18 protein-coding genes, 3 tRNA genes and 1 pseudogene are annotated in these 15,577 nt (G+C 51.6%); 16 read left to right on the plus strand and 6 right to left on the minus strand.

What is annotated here, in order from left to right; genetic code table 11:
• Nucleotides 1-92: 92 nt before the first annotated feature.
• The 4 genes from dcyD to sdiA all read left to right on the plus strand — a co-directional run bounded on the left by dcyD (nucleotide 93) and on the right by sdiA (nucleotide 3,474).
• Complete coding sequence (gene dcyD / locus OGV83_RS13285) at nucleotides 93-1,079, plus strand: D-cysteine desulfhydrase (protein ID WP_024130239.1); 987 nt, start codon at nucleotides 93-95, stop codon at nucleotides 1,077-1,079.
• Nucleotides 1,080-1,100: 21 nt separating this feature from the next.
• Nucleotides 1,101-1,769: a cystine ABC transporter permease gene (tcyL, locus tag OGV83_RS13290; RefSeq protein ID WP_012131928.1), complete on the plus strand. Its 669-nt coding sequence runs from the start codon at nucleotides 1,101-1,103 to the stop codon at nucleotides 1,767-1,769.
• Nucleotides 1,766-2,518, plus strand: coding sequence for an L-cystine ABC transporter ATP-binding protein TcyN (tcyN, locus tag OGV83_RS13295; RefSeq protein ID WP_012131929.1), 753 nt, complete (start codon nucleotides 1,766-1,768; stop codon nucleotides 2,516-2,518). Before tcyL ends, tcyN begins: the two co-directional genes overlap by 4 nt.
• Before the next feature lie 233 nt (nucleotides 2,519-2,751).
• Nucleotides 2,752-3,474: a quorum-sensing transcriptional regulator SdiA gene (gene sdiA, locus OGV83_RS13300; RefSeq protein WP_012131930.1), complete on the plus strand. Its 723-nt coding sequence runs from the start codon at nucleotides 2,752-2,754 to the stop codon at nucleotides 3,472-3,474.
• Nucleotides 3,475-3,540: 66 nt separating this feature from the next.
• On the opposite strand, the gene OGV83_RS13305 is transcribed toward sdiA, so the two are convergent.
• Both OGV83_RS13305 and OGV83_RS21640 read right to left on the minus strand, forming a co-directional pair.
• Nucleotides 3,541-3,765: a DUF2594 family protein gene (locus tag OGV83_RS13305; RefSeq protein ID WP_012131931.1), complete on the minus strand. Its 225-nt coding sequence runs from the start codon at nucleotides 3,763-3,765 to the stop codon at nucleotides 3,541-3,543.
• 19 nt (nucleotides 3,766-3,784) lie between these two features.
• Nucleotides 3,785-3,832 carry a hypothetical protein gene (locus tag OGV83_RS21640; RefSeq protein ID WP_418222342.1) on the minus strand — a complete coding sequence of 16 codons (48 nt, stop codon included), beginning with the start codon at nucleotides 3,830-3,832 and terminating at the stop codon, nucleotides 3,785-3,787.
• A gap of 396 nt (nucleotides 3,833-4,228) precedes the next feature.
• Between OGV83_RS21640 and uvrY the strand changes: the two are divergent.
• The 7 genes and pseudogenes from uvrY (at nucleotide 4,229) to OGV83_RS13345 (ending at nucleotide 8,621) form a co-directional block, all read left to right on the plus strand.
• Nucleotides 4,229-4,882: pseudogene (gene uvrY, locus OGV83_RS13315) on the plus strand (UvrY/SirA/GacA family response regulator transcription factor).
• Complete coding sequence (gene uvrC / locus OGV83_RS13320) at nucleotides 4,882-6,714, plus strand: excinuclease ABC subunit UvrC (RefSeq protein ID WP_049011661.1); 1,833 nt, start codon at nucleotides 4,882-4,884, stop codon at nucleotides 6,712-6,714. The pseudogene uvrY and the gene uvrC overlap by 1 nt, the downstream one beginning before the upstream one ends.
• Before the next feature lie 56 nt (nucleotides 6,715-6,770).
• Nucleotides 6,771-7,319, plus strand: a complete 549-nt coding sequence (pgsA, locus tag OGV83_RS13325; protein ID WP_012131934.1) for a CDP-diacylglycerol--glycerol-3-phosphate 3-phosphatidyltransferase — start codon at nucleotides 6,771-6,773, stop codon at nucleotides 7,317-7,319.
• 151 nt (nucleotides 7,320-7,470) lie between these two features.
• Nucleotides 7,471-7,546 (plus strand) — tRNA-Gly (locus OGV83_RS13330).
• Nucleotides 7,547-7,598: 52 nt separating this feature from the next.
• Nucleotides 7,599-7,672, plus strand: a tRNA-Cys gene (locus OGV83_RS13335).
• Nucleotides 7,673-7,684: 12 nt separating this feature from the next.
• Nucleotides 7,685-7,771, plus strand: a tRNA-Leu gene (locus OGV83_RS13340).
• Between the two features lie 184 nt (nucleotides 7,772-7,955).
• Nucleotides 7,956-8,621, plus strand: a complete 666-nt coding sequence (locus OGV83_RS13345) for a YecA/YgfB family protein (protein ID WP_049009361.1) — start codon at nucleotides 7,956-7,958, stop codon at nucleotides 8,619-8,621.
• A gap of 32 nt (nucleotides 8,622-8,653) precedes the next feature.
• On the opposite strand, the gene tyrP is transcribed toward OGV83_RS13345, so the two are convergent.
• Nucleotides 8,654-9,865: a tyrosine transporter TyrP gene (tyrP, locus tag OGV83_RS13350; RefSeq protein ID WP_286463788.1), complete on the minus strand. Its 1,212-nt coding sequence runs from the start codon at nucleotides 9,863-9,865 to the stop codon at nucleotides 8,654-8,656.
• A 228-nt stretch (nucleotides 9,866-10,093) separates the two neighbouring features.
• On the opposite strand from tyrP, the gene OGV83_RS13355 reads away from it, so the two are divergent.
• The gene (locus tag OGV83_RS13355; protein WP_012131938.1) at nucleotides 10,094-10,333 is read left to right on the plus strand and encodes a YecH family metal-binding protein; all 240 of its coding nucleotides are present in this window, start codon (nucleotides 10,094-10,096) and stop codon (nucleotides 10,331-10,333) included.
• Nucleotides 10,334-10,366: 33 nt separating this feature from the next.
• Here the strand turns inward: OGV83_RS13355 and ftnA are convergent, their stop codons facing one another.
• Nucleotides 10,367-10,864 (minus strand): non-heme ferritin, encoded by a 498-nt coding sequence (gene ftnA / locus OGV83_RS13360; RefSeq protein ID WP_012131939.1) that lies wholly within the window; start codon nucleotides 10,862-10,864, stop codon nucleotides 10,367-10,369.
• Nucleotides 10,865-11,058: 194 nt separating this feature from the next.
• A complete protein-coding gene (locus OGV83_RS13365) occupies nucleotides 11,059-11,394 on the minus strand; it encodes a YecR-like family lipoprotein (RefSeq protein ID WP_047464021.1) in 336 nt (111 codons plus the stop codon).
• A 259-nt stretch (nucleotides 11,395-11,653) separates the two neighbouring features.
• Between OGV83_RS13365 and OGV83_RS13370 the strand changes: the two genes are divergently transcribed.
• Nucleotides 11,654-12,292 carry an RpiB/LacA/LacB family sugar-phosphate isomerase gene (locus OGV83_RS13370; protein ID WP_047463111.1) on the plus strand — a complete coding sequence of 213 codons (639 nt, stop codon included), beginning with the start codon at nucleotides 11,654-11,656 and terminating at the stop codon, nucleotides 12,290-12,292.
• Nucleotides 12,293-12,403: 111 nt separating this feature from the next.
• Nucleotides 12,404-12,655 (plus strand): DUF2766 family protein YecJ, encoded by a 252-nt coding sequence (yecJ, locus tag OGV83_RS13375; RefSeq protein WP_012131942.1) that lies wholly within the window; start codon nucleotides 12,404-12,406, stop codon nucleotides 12,653-12,655.
• 62 nt (nucleotides 12,656-12,717) lie between these two features.
• Here the strand turns inward: yecJ and OGV83_RS13380 are convergent, their stop codons facing one another.
• Entirely contained in the window at nucleotides 12,718-13,221 is a 504-nt protein-coding gene (locus OGV83_RS13380; protein WP_012131943.1) for a non-heme ferritin-like protein, read from the minus strand.
• A gap of 486 nt (nucleotides 13,222-13,707) precedes the next feature.
• Between OGV83_RS13380 and OGV83_RS13385 the strand changes: the two genes are divergently transcribed.
• Both OGV83_RS13385 and araF read left to right on the plus strand, forming a co-directional pair.
• Complete coding sequence (locus OGV83_RS13385) at nucleotides 13,708-14,265, plus strand: DJ-1 family glyoxalase III (RefSeq protein WP_286463789.1); 558 nt, start codon at nucleotides 13,708-13,710, stop codon at nucleotides 14,263-14,265.
• A gap of 318 nt (nucleotides 14,266-14,583) precedes the next feature.
• Nucleotides 14,584-15,573 carry an arabinose ABC transporter substrate-binding protein AraF gene (gene araF / locus OGV83_RS13390; protein ID WP_112001987.1) on the plus strand — a complete coding sequence of 330 codons (990 nt, stop codon included), beginning with the start codon at nucleotides 14,584-14,586 and terminating at the stop codon, nucleotides 15,571-15,573.
• The last annotated feature ends 4 nt before the right edge of the window (nucleotides 15,574-15,577 follow it).

The raw sequence follows: 15,577 nt of genomic DNA on the forward strand, positions 1-15,577 counted from the left end.
AAAAAGGCGCTTTAATACGGCGCCTTTTTTATTTCATCCGTTTGAACGTGCATAATAAAAAGAACATCACAACAATGAATACCGGAGGCTTTATGCCACTGCATAATTTAACGCGGTTCCCACGCCTGGAATTTATTGGCGCACCAACGCCACTCGAATACCTGCCGCGTTTATCTGATTATCTGGGTCGCGACATTTTCATTAAACGCGATGACGTAACGCCGATGGCGATGGGCGGGAATAAACTGCGTAAGCTTGAATTTCTGGCTGCCGATGCGCTGCGTGAAGGCGCGGATACGCTGATTACGGCGGGCGCCATCCAGTCGAACCACGTTCGCCAGACGGCGGCGGTAGCGGCAAAACTGGGATTACACTGCGTTGCGTTACTGGAAAATCCCATCGGTACGACGGCGGAAAACTACCTGACCAACGGCAATCGTCTGCTGCTGGACCTTTTTAACACGCAAATTGAGATGTGCGACGCGCTGACCGATCCTGACGCCCAGCTACAGGAACTGGCGACCCGTATTGAGGCGCAGGGGTTCAGGCCGTATGTGATTCCGGTCGGCGGCTCCAGCCCATTAGGTGCGATGGGATACGTGGAAAGCGCGCTGGAAATCGCCCAACAGTGCGAGGGCGCGGTACAGCTGTCCTCCGTGGTGGTGGCGTCGGGAAGCGCCGGTACGCACGCCGGGCTGGCAGTAGGTCTGGAACAACTGATGCCAGATGTTGAGTTGATCGGCGTGACCGTGTCGCGCAAGGTTATCGATCAGAAGCCCAAAGTGGTTACGCTGCAACAAGCGATTGCTAAAGAGCTGGAACTGACCGCCTCGGCGGACATCCTGCTGTGGGACGACTATTTCGCGCCGGGATACGGAACGCCGAATGAAGAGGGGATGGAGGCCGTGAAGCTGCTGGCGCGCCTGGAAGGCATTCTGCTTGACCCGGTCTATACGGGGAAAGCGATGGCGGGCCTGATCGATGGCATCAGCCAGAAGCGCTTCAAAGATGAAGGTCCGATTCTCTTTATTCATACCGGTGGGGCGCCAGCGCTGTTTGCCTACCATCCTCACGTGTAACTTCCGGGTAGAAAAACACTCATGCAAGAAAGTATCCAACTGGTGATTGACTCGCTGCCGTATCTGCTTAAAGGTGCGGTATTTACGCTACAGCTGAGTATTGGCGGGATGTTTTTCGGCCTGCTGCTGGGCTTCATTCTCGCGCTGATGCGCATGTCGCCCCTGCTGCCTGTCCGCTGGCTGGCGCGTTTTTATATCTCCATTTTTCGCGGTACGCCGCTGATTGCCCAGCTTTTTATGATCTACTACGGCCTGCCGCAGTTTGGCATTGAGCTGGACCCGATCCCGGCGGCGATGATTGGCCTGTCGCTGAATACCGCAGCCTACACTTCGGAAACGCTGCGTGCGGCGATCTCTTCTATCGACAAAGGTCAGTGGGAAGCCGCGGCAAGTATCGGTATGACGCCGTGGCAGACGCTGCGTCGCGCGATTTTGCCGCAGGCCGCCCGCGTGGCGTTGCCGCCGCTGAGCAACAGTTTCATCAGCCTGGTGAAAGATACCTCCCTGGCCGCGACGATTCAGGTGCCGGAACTGTTCCGTCAGGCGCAGCTGATTACCTCGCGTACGCTGGAAGTCTTCACCATGTATCTGGCGGCATCGCTGATCTACTGGGTGATGGCGACGGTACTTTCCGCGCTGCAAAACTATTTTGAAGAGCAGCTTAACCGCCAGGAGAGAGATCCAAAATGAGTGCGATTGAAGTTAAAAACCTGGTGAAAAAGTTCCACGGTCAGACGGTGTTGCACGGCATCGACCTGGAGGTGAAACCTGGTGAGGTGGTGGCGATTATCGGCCCCAGCGGTTCCGGTAAAACAACGCTGCTGCGCAGCATTAATTTGCTGGAGCAGCCTGAGGCGGGCACCATCAAAGTGGGCGACATTACCATTGATACCGCAAGCTCGTTAAACAAGCAAAAAGGGCTAATTCGCCAGTTGCGTCAGCATGTGGGGTTCGTATTCCAGAACTTTAATCTGTTTCCGCACCGTACCGTACTGGAGAACATCATTGAAGGGCCGGTGATTGTGAAAGGCGAGCCCAAAGCCGAAGCAACGGCATTAGCGCGGGAACTGCTGGCGAAGGTAGGACTGGCCGGGAAAGAGACCAGCTATCCGCGTCGTCTGTCCGGTGGGCAGCAGCAGCGTGTGGCGATTGCCCGCGCGCTGGCGATGCGCCCGGAGGTGATTTTGTTTGATGAACCGACTTCCGCGCTCGACCCTGAGCTGGTGGGGGAGGTGCTCAGTACGATACGCCAGCTGGCGCAGGAAAAGCGCACGATGGTCATCGTGACGCATGAAATGAGCTTTGCGCGCGACGTGGCTGACCGGGTGATATTTATGGATCAGGGGCGCATTGTGGAGCAGGGCGCGGCCAAACCGTTATTTGCCAATCCTCAGCAACCACGCACGCGTCAGTTTCTTGAGAAGTTCCTGATGCAATAAGTGTTTTCGCGCACTCGCCTGAAATAATCCCGTTTTGGGCGAGTGTATTTAAATAAATATCAATAATACCCGCCTGATTATAGCCGTAATCCCTTTGTGTTCTCCCGCCGGGTGAAACACACCTCAAGTAATTCGCCATCTGACCGATATTTTCTACATATAAACTTCATTTATGTGTTAGCTTGTTTTAAACATTATAATGATTATCAATCTCAGGGGTGTTACCGTTTAGTATGCAGGAAAATGATTTCTTCACCTGGCGACGGAGTATGCTGGTACGCTTTCAGGAAATGGCGACGGCAGAAGATGTCTACACTGAATTACAACATCAGACACAGCAGCTTGAATATGATTATTATGCGCTGTGTGTTCGCCATCCCGTCCCGTTTACGCGGCCAAAAATCTCCGTTCACACCACGTACCCGCAAGCGTGGGTGGCGCATTATCAGTCTGAAAACTATTTCTCTATTGATCCGGTATTAAAGCCGGAAAATTTCCGCCAGGGGCATCTGGCATGGAATGATGCCTTATTTAGCGAAGCGCAGTCGCTATGGGACGCGGCGCGCGCTCATGGTCTACGCCGGGGGGCGACGCAATGCCTGATGCTGCCGAATCGGGCGCTGGGCTTCCTCTCTGTCTCCCGGGCGAGCGCCCGCCATGCGCCGTTTGCACATGATGAAATTGAACTCCGGTTGCAACTGCTGGTGCGTGAGAGCCTGTCGGCGCTGACGCGGCTGGAGGATGAAATGGTGATGACGCCAGAAATGCGCTTCAGTAAGCGAGAGAAAGAGATCCTGAAGTGGACGGCGGAAGGAAAGACGTCATCAGAGATCGCGATGATTCTGTCCATCTCAGAGAACACCGTTAACTTTCATCAGAAAAACATGCAGAAAAAGTTTAACGCGCCGAATAAAACGCAGATTGCCTGCTATGCGGCCGCGACGGGCCTGATCTGAAAAAACGAATGTTCTGCGTGCCAGACGCAAAACCGGCTGAAAGTTTCACTCTCAGCCGGTTTCCTGTTACTGGCGGTAAGCTTGTTTAATTTGCTTAACAGTACTGGAAAATACCGCGGCCTGCGTTTCATCTTCAATCTGCGCGATCTGTTTTTCCATCTTAAGAATCACGCGCCCTGCGTCGGCTTGCCCCATTGCCTGTAGCATCAGGGTCAACATGGCTTTCAGGCAGGTGACTTCATTGGCCAGTTCTTGATTATTCTCGGCAGTGGAAAAATCAGGCGTACTCATTTATTTTCCTCGTTATGTTTCAGTGAAAAAGTGCGATGGCAAATGTTAAGGCGGCGGAGTATACCATAAGCTGCGCCAAAAATAGCAGTGGTTGTTTTTTGATCGCAAATCAAACCAGCGCCATTAAAATAAACAACGCCTTGCGAGGCATATATTTTCCTCATTTTTTTGTTTACCTCGCGTATTTCGCGCGTTAATTATTGTTACAAAGTTACTTGCCTATTTAGCATTTCGACGGAAGTGAGTGAATTTTTTGTCACTATTCTGAAACTATTATGCAGAAATAGAGGGTAAAAAAAGGCCGTTAGCTGTGGGAGTTTCCACGAAGCGTACAATCTAATTTCCAAAAACGAGAGCAAAATCGAATGCCCCACGTTTTTTACGTTTCAAAGTTGAGATAAAACCCGCTAATATAGGGCTGATTAACTATCAGTAGCGTTATCCCTATTCTGGAGATATTCCTTTGATCAACGTTCTTCTTGTTGATGACCACGAACTGGTGCGCGCAGGGATACGACGCATTCTGGAAGATATAAAGGGCATAAAGGTTGTCGGTTAAGCCTGTTGTGGCGAGGACGCCGTAAAGTGGTGCCGCGCGAACGCCGTCGACGTTGTGCTGATGGACATGAACATGCCCGGAATCGGCGGTCTTGAGGCGACGCGCAAAATTGCCCGCTCAAGCGCTGATATTAAAGTGATCATGCTGACGATCCATACGGAAAACCCGCTACCGGCGAAAGTCATGCAGGCCGGAGCCGCAGGGTATCTGAGTAAAGGCGCTGCGCCTCAGGAAGTGGTCAGCGCGATTCGTTCGGTTTTTTCCGGGCAGCGTTATATTGCTTCAGATATCGCTCAACAGATGGCGCTGAGCCAGATTGAGCCTGAGAAAACAGAAACGCCTTTTGCCAGTTTGTCTGAACGCGAGTTGCAGATTATGCTGATGATCACCAGAGGCCAGAAGGTTAATGAGATCTCGGAACAACTGAATCTCAGTCCTAAAACGGTGAACAGCTATCGCTACAGAATGTTCAGTAAACTAAACATTCATGGTGATGTTGAGTTGACTCACCTGGCAATTCGCCACGGCCTGTGTAATGCGGAGACGTTAACAAGCTAGTGAGTGTTCTGTTTGATGCGAAAGCATTTTTAAAAACCGTGACCAGCCAACCCGGCGTTTATCGTATGTATGATGCCGGTGGTACGGTTATTTATGTCGGTAAAGCGAAAGACCTGAAAAAACGGCTTTCCAGCTATTTCCGCAGCAACCTTGCTTCGCGAAAAACCGAAGCATTGGTTGCGCAAATTCAGCAAATTGATGTCACGGTGACGCATACCGAGACCGAAGCGCTATTGCTCGAACACAACTACATCAAATTGTATCAACCGCGCTATAACGTGTTATTGCGCGATGATAAATCCTATCCTTTCATCTTTCTCAGCGGTGACACCCATCCACGCCTGGCAATGCATCGCGGGGCGAAACATGCCAAAGGTGAATACTTTGGCCCGTTCCCGAACGGGTATGCCGTGCGTGAAACCCTGGCCCTGCTGCAAAAAGTCTTTCCCATTCGTCAGTGCGAAAACAGCGTCTACCGCAACCGCTCGCGTCCTTGTCTGCAATATCAGATTGGCCGCTGCCTCGGGCCGTGCGTAGAAGGACTGGTGAGTGAAGACGAGTATGCGCAGCAGGTGGAGTACGTTCGGCTGTTTTTATCCGGGAAAGACGATCAGGTTCTGACCCAATTGATCGCCCGAATGGAAAAAGCCAGCCAGAATCTGGAATTTGAAGAGGCCGCGCGCATACGCGACCAAATTCAGGCTGTGCGCCGCGTTACTGAGAAACAGTTTGTCTCCAATACCGGCGACGATCTGGACGTTATCGGCGTGGCGTTCGATGCGGGTATGGCCTGTGTGCATGTGCTTTTTATCCGCCAGGGCAAGGTGCTGGGCAGCCGTAGCTATTTCCCGAAAGTGCCGAACGGGACGGAACTGGGCGAAGTGGTGGAAACGTTCGTCGGCCAGTTCTATCTGCAAGGCAGCCAGATGCGCACGCTGCCAGGAGAGATCCTGCTGGATTTCAACCTGAGCGATAAAACGCTGCTGGCGGACTCTTTGTCCGAACTGGCCGGGCGGCGCATTAATGTGCAGACCAAACCGCGCGGCGATCGCGCTCGTTACCTGAAGCTGGCGCGAACCAATGCCGCGACGGCGCTGATCAGCAAACTGTCGCAGCAATCGACGATCACGCAGCGTCTGACCGCGCTGGCAAGCGTGCTGAAGCTGCCTGCGGTGAAGCGGATGGAGTGTTTTGACATCAGCCACACGATGGGAGAACAGACGGTGGCCTCCTGCGTGGTTTTTGACGCTAACGGGCCGCTGCGTGCGGAGTATCGTCGCTACAACATTACCGGAATTACGCCGGGCGATGATTATGCGGCGATGAATCAGGTTCTGCGCCGACGCTATGGCAAGGCGATTGAAGAAAGTAAGATTCCTGACGTTATTCTGATTGATGGCGGTAAAGGCCAGCTTGGTCAGGCGAAGACCGTTTTTGCTGAACTGGATGTGCCGTGGGATAAAAATCATCCTTTATTGTTGGGCGTTGCTAAAGGTGCCGATCGTAAAGCCGGTCTGGAGACGTTGTTCTTTGAACCCGAGGGGGAGGGCTTTAGCCTGCCGCCGGATTCGCCTGCGCTGCACGTTATTCAGCATATCCGCGATGAATCGCACGATCACGCCATCAGCGGGCACCGCAAAAAACGGGCGAAGGTGAAAAACACCAGCACGCTGGAAACTATCGAAGGCGTCGGGCCAAAACGTCGACAAATGCTGTTGAAATATATGGGCGGTTTGCAAGGACTACGTAACGCGAGTGTTGAGGAAATTGCAAAAGTGCCGGGTATTTCGCAAGGTCTGGCAGAAAAGATCTTCTACTCGTTGAAACATTGAGGTCTCTGTAGCAACATAGGGGTAATTTCTCTGACAACAGATAGTTACCCGTCACTATGCAATTTAATATCCCTACGTTGCTCACGCTGTTTCGCGTCATTCTGATCCCATTCTTTGTATTGGTGTTTTATCTGCCATTTACATGGGCTCCCTTCGTTACTGCGCTAATCTTCTGTATCGCCGCCGTGACCGACTGGTTCGACGGTTTTCTGGCGCGTCGCTGGAACCAGAGCACGCGTTTTGGCGCGTTCCTTGATCCGGTGGCGGATAAGGTGCTGGTGGCGATCGCCATGGTGCTGGTGACGGAGCATTATCACAGCTGGTGGGTGACGCTGCCTGCCGCGACCATGATTGCGCGTGAAATTATTATTTCCGCGCTGCGTGAATGGATGGCCGAGCTGGGCAAACGCAGCAGCGTGGCGGTCTCCTGGATCGGCAAAGTGAAAACCACCTCGCAAATGGCGGCGCTGGCGTGGCTGCTGTGGCGTCCAAACATTTGGGTGGAATATGCCGGGATCGCGCTTTTCTTCGTTGCTGCCGTGCTGACGCTGTGGTCTATGTTCCAGTATTTGAGCGCTGCACGCGGGGATTTGCTTGATCAGTGATCGTTTCGCCGCAAATTTCAGCAAACGATCGTGGGTGGCGAAAAATATCGTTGACTCGTTGCGTCAGGTAAGTAGAATGCAACGCATCGAACGGCGGCGCAGGTTGCCAGACGATAACAAAATCAAGTGATTAACAAAGTTACTTGATGATGCGGGAATAGCTCAGTTGGTAGAGCACGACCTTGCCAAGGTCGGGGTCGCGAGTTCGAGTCTCGTTTCCCGCTCCAGTTTAAAGACATCGGCAATAGCGGGTGTCCGGCTGAAAAGCCTGAAGAATATGGCGCGTTAGCAAAGCGGTTATGTAGCGGATTGCAAATCCGTCTAGTCCGGTTCGACTCCGGAACGCGCCTCCACTTTCTTCCCGAGCCCGGATGGTGGAATCGGTAGACACAAGGGATTTAAAATCCCTCGGCGTTCGCGCTGTGTGGGTTCAAGTCCCACTCCGGGTACCATGGGAAAGACAAGAATAATCAAAGCAATAAGCAGTGTCGTAAAACCACCTCCGGGTGGTTTTTTTGTGTCTGTCATCTGTTCGCTGATGATCTTGTCTGCCATTCCTTCCCCAATAAGTATCCCTTACTTCGTCAGCCATGTAAGATAATTGCGGGCGAGAGTATTTCACTGAGGAAAAGCGTTATGAAAACAGGACCGTTAAACGAAAGCGAGCTGGAATGGCTGGATGATGTACTGACAAAGTACAATACCGATCACGCGATTCTGGATGTGTCAGAGTTGGATGGTTTACTGACGGCTGTACTCAGTTCGCCGTATGAGATTGAGCCAGAGCAATGGCTGGTCGCGGTATGGGGTGGGGCGCAGTATGTTCCGCGCTGGTCCTCTGAAAAGGAGATGACGCGTTTTATGGAACTGGCGTTTCAGCATATGGCGGATACGGCAGACAGGCTTAATGAGTTCCCGGAACAGTTTGAACCGCTGTTCGGTCTGCGTGAAGTCGAAGGTCATGAGCTGACCATCGTGGAAGAGTGGTGCTTTGGCTATATGCGCGGGGTCGCGCTCTCTGACTGGTCCACCTTACCGGATACGCTACAACCCGCGCTGAAAGCCATTGCGCTGCACGGTACGGAAGAGAACTTCGCCGTGGTTGAAAAAATGTCACCAGAGGCGTTTGAAGAGAGCGTTAACGCGATTCGTCTGGCGGCCCTGGATTTACACGCGTACTGGATGGCGCACCCGCAGGAAACGCCGGTGCAGGTGCCGGTAAGAGCGGAAGTAAAGGTGGGGCGCAACGATCCTTGCCCCTGCGGCAGCGGTAAAAAATATAAACAGTGCTGTCTGCACTAAACACAAAAAAGGGGCTTAACGCCCCTTTTGTTTTATCCCACTTCAGGCAGTAGCCCGGCGGCGATACAAAACTGTACGCCGATCACCACTATCCCACAGGTAAAGACGAGGACTAATGCCGGAACGCCGCCCGCGACGCGATACGTTGCCTGCGGATTATGCTTCCTGCTTTGCCACGCGAGCAGGGAAGGGATCAGCAACGCCAGCACCGCCAGCGCGACGCCAGCGTATCCCAGCGCCATCACAAAGCCGCGTGGGTAAAAGAGTGCGAACGCCAGTGGCGGCAGGAAGGTAATCGCGCCGGTTTGCAGACGCCCGGCAACGGTGTTACGTCGCTGGAACAGGTCTGCCAGATAATCAAACAATCCCAGCGCCACACCCAAAAACGATGTCGCCAGCGCCAGGTCGGCAAACAGATGCACCGCCAGTTCAACGTGCGGCGAGGCAACCACCTCACGCAAGGCCTGCAACAGGCCATTTAACCCGGCATGATCGGCCAGCAAGCCCATAAAGGTAGAGGAGTTGATACTGCCGAGCGTGGCAAGCTGCCAGAAAATGTATGCCACCAGCGGGATTGCGCTACCGGTGATAAACACCCATCGCAGTTTGCGAATATTACCGTTCATATAGCTGACGATGCTGGGTACGCTGCCGTGAAAACCGAACGACGTAAAAATGACCGGAATTGCTGATAACGCCAGACCCTGTTGCAGCGGCAGCGTAAGCAGATTCACTTTATGAATATGCGGCATCAGCAGCGCCAGCATGGCGATCAGGAAAATAATTTTGGCGCTGAAGAGAAAGCGGTTGAACAGATCGACCAGCGAGGTTCCGACGCACACGACGCCACCGGCAACCACGGTGAACAGCAAAACGCCCATCGCCGGAGACATATCGGCACCCGTCCAGTCGCTGATGCTTGAGGCCAGCAGTTCGCCAGCCCCGCTGATATAGGCCGCTGTGAGCGCATACATCAGAAACATCATGCTAAAGCCGGTGATCCATTGCCCATAACGTCCGAGGTAGCGTTTTGCCAGCGTTCCTAACCCGGTATCTGCCGGAACATGCTGATATACTTCCAGAAGCAACAGCGCGGTGTAGCACATCAATGCCCATAACCCAATCAATAACGCCAGTGTGACGCTGAAACCAACGCCAGCGGCGGCCAACGGCATCGCCAGCATACCGGCGCCGATAGTGGTGCCCGCCACGATAAAAACACTACCCAGAGTTCTATTTTTCACGCTTTCCTCTGTCCCAGAGATAATCAACGGTTATATCTGCGGCGCAGGGTAAGGCATAACATTATTTTCGTCAAATGACCGTTACAACATGTGTATACCATTGTTTACGAAAATTGGCATGAAGGCGTGCGCCACCACGATTGCATCGGCTGTGCATGTAAACCTGCGTTAGCGCAAAGCGGTATTCACCGGCTCCCGGTAGGCTACAGGCTTTATTGAGGAGGATGTATGGATTCTATTCACGGCCACGAAGTGCTGAATATGATGATTGAGTCAGGCGAGCAGTATTCGAATGCCAGCCTGGAAGCGGCGATTACGGCGCGTTTTGGTGAACAGGCGCGTTTTCATACCTGTTCGGCTGCTGATATGACGGCGGCGGAGCTGGTGGCGTTTCTGGCGGCGAAGGGTAAGTTTATTGCGAAGGATGACGGCTTCTCTACGCACGAAAGCAAGATCTGCCGTCATTGAGCCTAAACGGTGAGGGGGCCTCACCGTTTAATTTTAGTTTTGGGTATCAAGCGTAGACAGTTCTTTATCGATGAAGTACAGACCTTCACCACTTTTTCCTGCCAGCGTTAATTTATCAATAATAGATTTAAATAACTTCTCTTCTTCATGCTGTTCAGCGACATACCATTGCAGGAAGTTGAATGTCGGATAATCCTGGTTGGTCATCGCGGCATGCGCCAGTTCATTAATTTTCTGCGTAATTAATTGTTCGTGTTCGTAGGTGGCGCGGAACAGTTCATCCAGTGAAGCATATTCGGCAGCAGGCGAAGAGATCGTATTGATGCACGGTAAGCTACCGGTATCGGTCAGATAATCGAACAGGCGCTGCATATGCGTCATCTCTTCCTGCGCGTGACGACGCAGGAACGCTGCCGCCCCTTCAAAGCTATGGTAGCTGCACCATGCGCTCATCTGTTGGTAGAGCAGAGAAGAATATAATTCAAGGTTCATTTGCTCATTCAGTTTGTCGATCATTTCTGTTTTCAGCATGGTTCCGCTCCACAAAGAATCATTATACGTTGATGTGGCGTCACTATAATTTGTTATTTAATTATTTGCAAAAGGTAAAATAATAAATTTAATTATTAAAAATGCGAATGGGAATAAAACGCATTAACGCTATTAAATATAAAAATATGCAATGAGAATAATTAAAGCCAGCAGCGTCATGCTGGCTAAAGATATTAATACCCGCCAGCGGATATTGGCTGGATGGCTACGCCCTGACACTGATAAGACAGCGTGATTCTGGTGTTCATGCACAGCGAACCGGCATAAACGCTACAGGTTGACACTGGCTGACCGAATGCGATGGCGTTGGCGTATCCCATCTGCTGACATTCGCGTGTCGCCGTACCGTGCGCAACATAATCATCTGCGCGCGCCGTTTGCATCATCGCCTGGTTATAACTGAGGCGGACAATCCCGCTTGTCGGGTTGGTTTCACTGACCTGCGCTTGCTTGGTGAGGGTACATCCCGTCAGGGCTATGAGTGAGAGGCCAAGGATAAAGGTTTTCATAATATCGCTCTGAGAATCCGGTGACAGCACATCCTATCTTGAACAGTAGACATTCAATGGCCTGAATAGCTTAAGAATTGTCCATGATTAATCCCAACGACACCGGCTCTTTGTGCGATACGGGAAAAGTGTGAGCACATCTTAATTTTTTAAAACCATTTTTCACTAAATTTGAAAGTATGTTTGCGAGATAGTAATGTGACGTATACGTCAACGACTCACGGCGGGGGTTCCCGCGACGCATTCAGGAGAAGACAGAATGAAAATTGCACTGATGATGGAAAACAGCCAGGCAGCTAAAAATGCCACCATTCATCGCGAGCTTAAAGCGGTAGCGGATGAAAAGGGATTCCCTGTTTTCAACGTCGGGATGAGCGATGAAAACGACCATCATCTGACTTATATCCACCTTGGTATTATGGCCAGCATTCTGCTTAACGCCAAAGCGGTGGATTTTGTTGTGACGGGTTGCGGCACCGGGCAGGGCGCGCTGATGTCGCTGAATATTCATCCGGGCGTGGTGTGCGGCTACTGCATCGACCCGGCGGATGCGTTCCTGTTTGCGCAGATTAACAACGGTAATGCGCTTTCTCTGCCATTCGCAAAAGGCTTTGGCTGGGGTGCGGAGTTGAATGTGCGTTTCATCTTTGAAAAAGCATTCACCGGCCGTAACGGGGAAGGGTATCCACCAGAACGTAAAGAACCGCAGGTGCGTAACGCGGGCATTCTGAACCAGGTGAAAGCGGCGGTGGTGAAAGAAAACTATCTGGATACGCTGCGCGCCATCGATCCTGAACTGGTGAAAACGGCGGTCTCCGGCCCACGTTTCCAGCAGTGTTTCTTTGACAATTGCCAGGATAAAGAGATCGAAGCGTTCGTTCGCGACATTCTCGGTTAATGTGTCATGCCAGCCGGATAACGCGGCGTTTATCCGGCTTACCGCGTTTGCTTTGCTACCGTTTCTTCTCCTGAATGGGTACTATGGCGGCCTTTCTATAAGGAGCTTACTATGTCCCAACCACTGAACGCCGATCAGGAACTGGTCTCTGACGTTGTTGCCTGCCAGTTAGTTATCAAACAGATTCTGGATGTTATTGACGTTATTGCCCCGGTTGAAGTTCGGGAGAAGATGTCCAGTCAGTTGAAAAACATCGATTTTACCAGCCACCCTGCCGCTGCGGACCCGGTTACTATGCGGGCCATTCAAAAGGCGATTGCGTTGATTGAACTGAAATTCACGCCGCAGGACGAAGCGCACTAAAGTAAAGCGACTGCGTAACAGCCTCCCGGCACGGGAGGCGTAACGTCGTGGCAATATAGCGGTTAGTGGTGTTGATAGTTGACGACGTTGAGTAAGTGTTTGTCCGTTTGCACCATACACAATCCCGCGCGTTTTGCGCTGCGAACTTCATCGAGAATCGTCTGTAACAGAACGCCATCCTGCTGCTGATCTTTTTCCAGGTCGTGGAGAAAGTTGAGCGTTGGCGCGTCATTCATTGCTTTGGCTTCGTCGGTTAAGCGTGAGAGCGTACTGGCGCGTTGCTGATACTCATCCAGCGTTTTTTGAAATAACTCTTCAAGACAGGTTAACTCTTCGCCGGGAACATCAATGGCTCTCACGATGGGGTTGGCGCCTGCGTTCTTCATAAAATTGAACATGCGCATCATCTGGGTCACGTTTCCCTGCGCCTGGGTACGAAGAAAGGTCGCCGTGCCGGTCAGACTGTGGTCAAAACACCAGTCGCTCAGGTGGAGGTAGAGGTTAGATGCGTAAAACTCAAGGTTCATTTGGGTGTTGAGCTTATGAACCATTCCAGCTGTCGCCATATCAATATCCTTATTTCCAGAAAGGGTGATGCGCGTTACTCATGTATGCGCAATGAATACTGTTAGCAGAATAAATCCGTTCTGCCGGTCCTTTATGTGATCAAAAAGCTGATTCCGTTGCCGATCGAAAATAAGCATAGCGCCAGTACGGCTATAAGAAAATCCTTAAATCCAAATGTTTATATTTTTTTACAGTTTGCTGAAGGTATATCGCTGACGGCGAATGTAAGAATATAACGAGTGTTGATATATATGATTGATTTTACGTGATTTTAATTTGATATTTATTTTTGAAATGATGTTTCATATCACAAAAGAAAATACACCGGCGTGTTAGGATCGAATAATTAGCGGGCGAAACAGTTCTGGCCGAAATTATCGACAACGTTTTTTGCGCCAGATCATTTTTGCCCATTTTTTAAATATAACCGAATGAACAATTCGTCATTTCGGTGTGATTAACACGAGTAAAGCGAGGAGTCGTAAATGAAAAAGGTCGCTGTCCTGCTGGCGCCAGGATTCGAAGAAGCAGAAGCCGTGGTCACTATTGATATTCTGCGTCGCCTGAATATTGATGTTGAAACGCTGGCCTGCGCGGAATCTCGCGCGGTAGTGAGTTATCACGATATTCCAATGGTTGCGGACAACACCCTCGCCGGGCGTCTGGACACGTTGTATGACGCCATCGTCTTGCCCGGCGGCCCGCAGGGGAGCGCTAATCTGGCCGCCAGCGCGCAGGTGATCGACTTCGTTTCCCGCCATGACGCTGCGGGTAAACTGATCTGTCCGGTCTGCTCCGCCGCAGCGCGTGTGCTGGGGGGCAATGGTCTGCTGAAAGGGCGCCGTTACGTCTGCTCTGGCGACCTATGGGAAAATGTGACTAACGGTGAATATGTTGATGCGCCGGTGGTGGAAGATGGCAATCTCTTGAGCGGCAAAGGGTTAGGGCATATTTTTGATTTTGCGCTGACGCTGGCTGCTCGTCTGTCAGGGGATGACGCTTCTGTTCGCGATCATGCCGATCATATTTACTATGCCTGGTAAAGCATATTTCCCCGGATGCGCCTGCATTCGGGGACAAGGATTTGCTGGCTGATGTTATGGACTAATCTGCTACCCCTTTTTTATTTGTCTGACAAAACCTTCTTTTTTTATGTCATTTTCCGCTGAATTTATGTACGCAATTACTGTAATTCTGCGGTGTGATGCCGCTCTCCTATGGAGAATCAATTTCCCGCTACAACTAACACCAGCACGGGTATCAATCCTTGGCTTTTAAGGTAATACCTTGTTTTACGGCTAAATTACAAAGAATCGTTCGATTTTACCCTACATAAAAGAACGCTAAAGCTGGAGTTAACCATGCACAAATTTACTAAAGCGCTGGCAGCCATCGGTCTGGCTGCCGTTATGTCACAATCCGCTATCGCGGAAACCATGAAGCTCGGTTTTCTGGTGAAACAACCGGAGGAACCCTGGTTCCAGACAGAATGGAAATTTGCCGATAAAGCCGGGAAAGATCTGGGTTTTGAGGTCATTAAAATTGCGGTGCCGGACGGTGAGAAAACCCTGAACGCCATCGACAGCCTGGCGGCGAGTGGGGCAAAAGGCTTCGTTATTTGTACCCCGGACCCGAAACTGGGTTCAGCGATCGTTGCGAAGGCGCGTGGGTATGACATGAAGGTAATCGCCGTGGACGATCAGTTCGTCAACGCGAAAGGTAAGCCAATGGACACCGTACCGCTGGTGATGATGGCGGCCACGAAAATTGGCGAGCGCCAGGGGCAGGAGCTGTATAAGGAGATGCAAAACCGCGGCTGGGATGTGAAGGAAACGGCGGTGATGGCGATTACCGCTAATGAACTGGATACCGCGCGTCGCCGCACATCCGGCTCGATGGACGCGCTGAAAGCTGCGGGCTTCCCGGAAAAACAGATCTATCAGGTTCCAACGAAATCCAATGATATTCCCGGCGCATTCGATGCCGCTAACTCTATGCTGGTTCAACACCCTGAAGTGAAACACTGGCTGATTGTCGGCATGAATGACAACACCGTGCTGGGCGGTGTGCGCGCCACCGAAGGTCAGGGCTTTAAGGCGGCGGACGTTATCGGCATCGGCATTAACGGTGTGGATGCGATCAGCGAACTGTCAAAAGCGCAGGCGACAGGATTCTACGGCTCGTTGCTGCCCAGCCCGGACGTACACGGCTATAAATCCAGTGAAATGCTCTACAACTGGGTAACCAAAGATGCGGAACCGCCAAAATTCACTGAAGTGACCGACGTGGTGCTGATCACCCGTGACAACTTCAAAGAAGAACTGGCGAAAAAAGGTTTAGGCGGCAAGTAACACA

The sequence above is a fragment of the Citrobacter sp. CK189 genome (assembly GCF_030333505.1).
Taxonomy (GTDB): domain Bacteria; phylum Pseudomonadota; class Gammaproteobacteria; order Enterobacterales; family Enterobacteriaceae; genus Citrobacter_B; species Citrobacter_B koseri.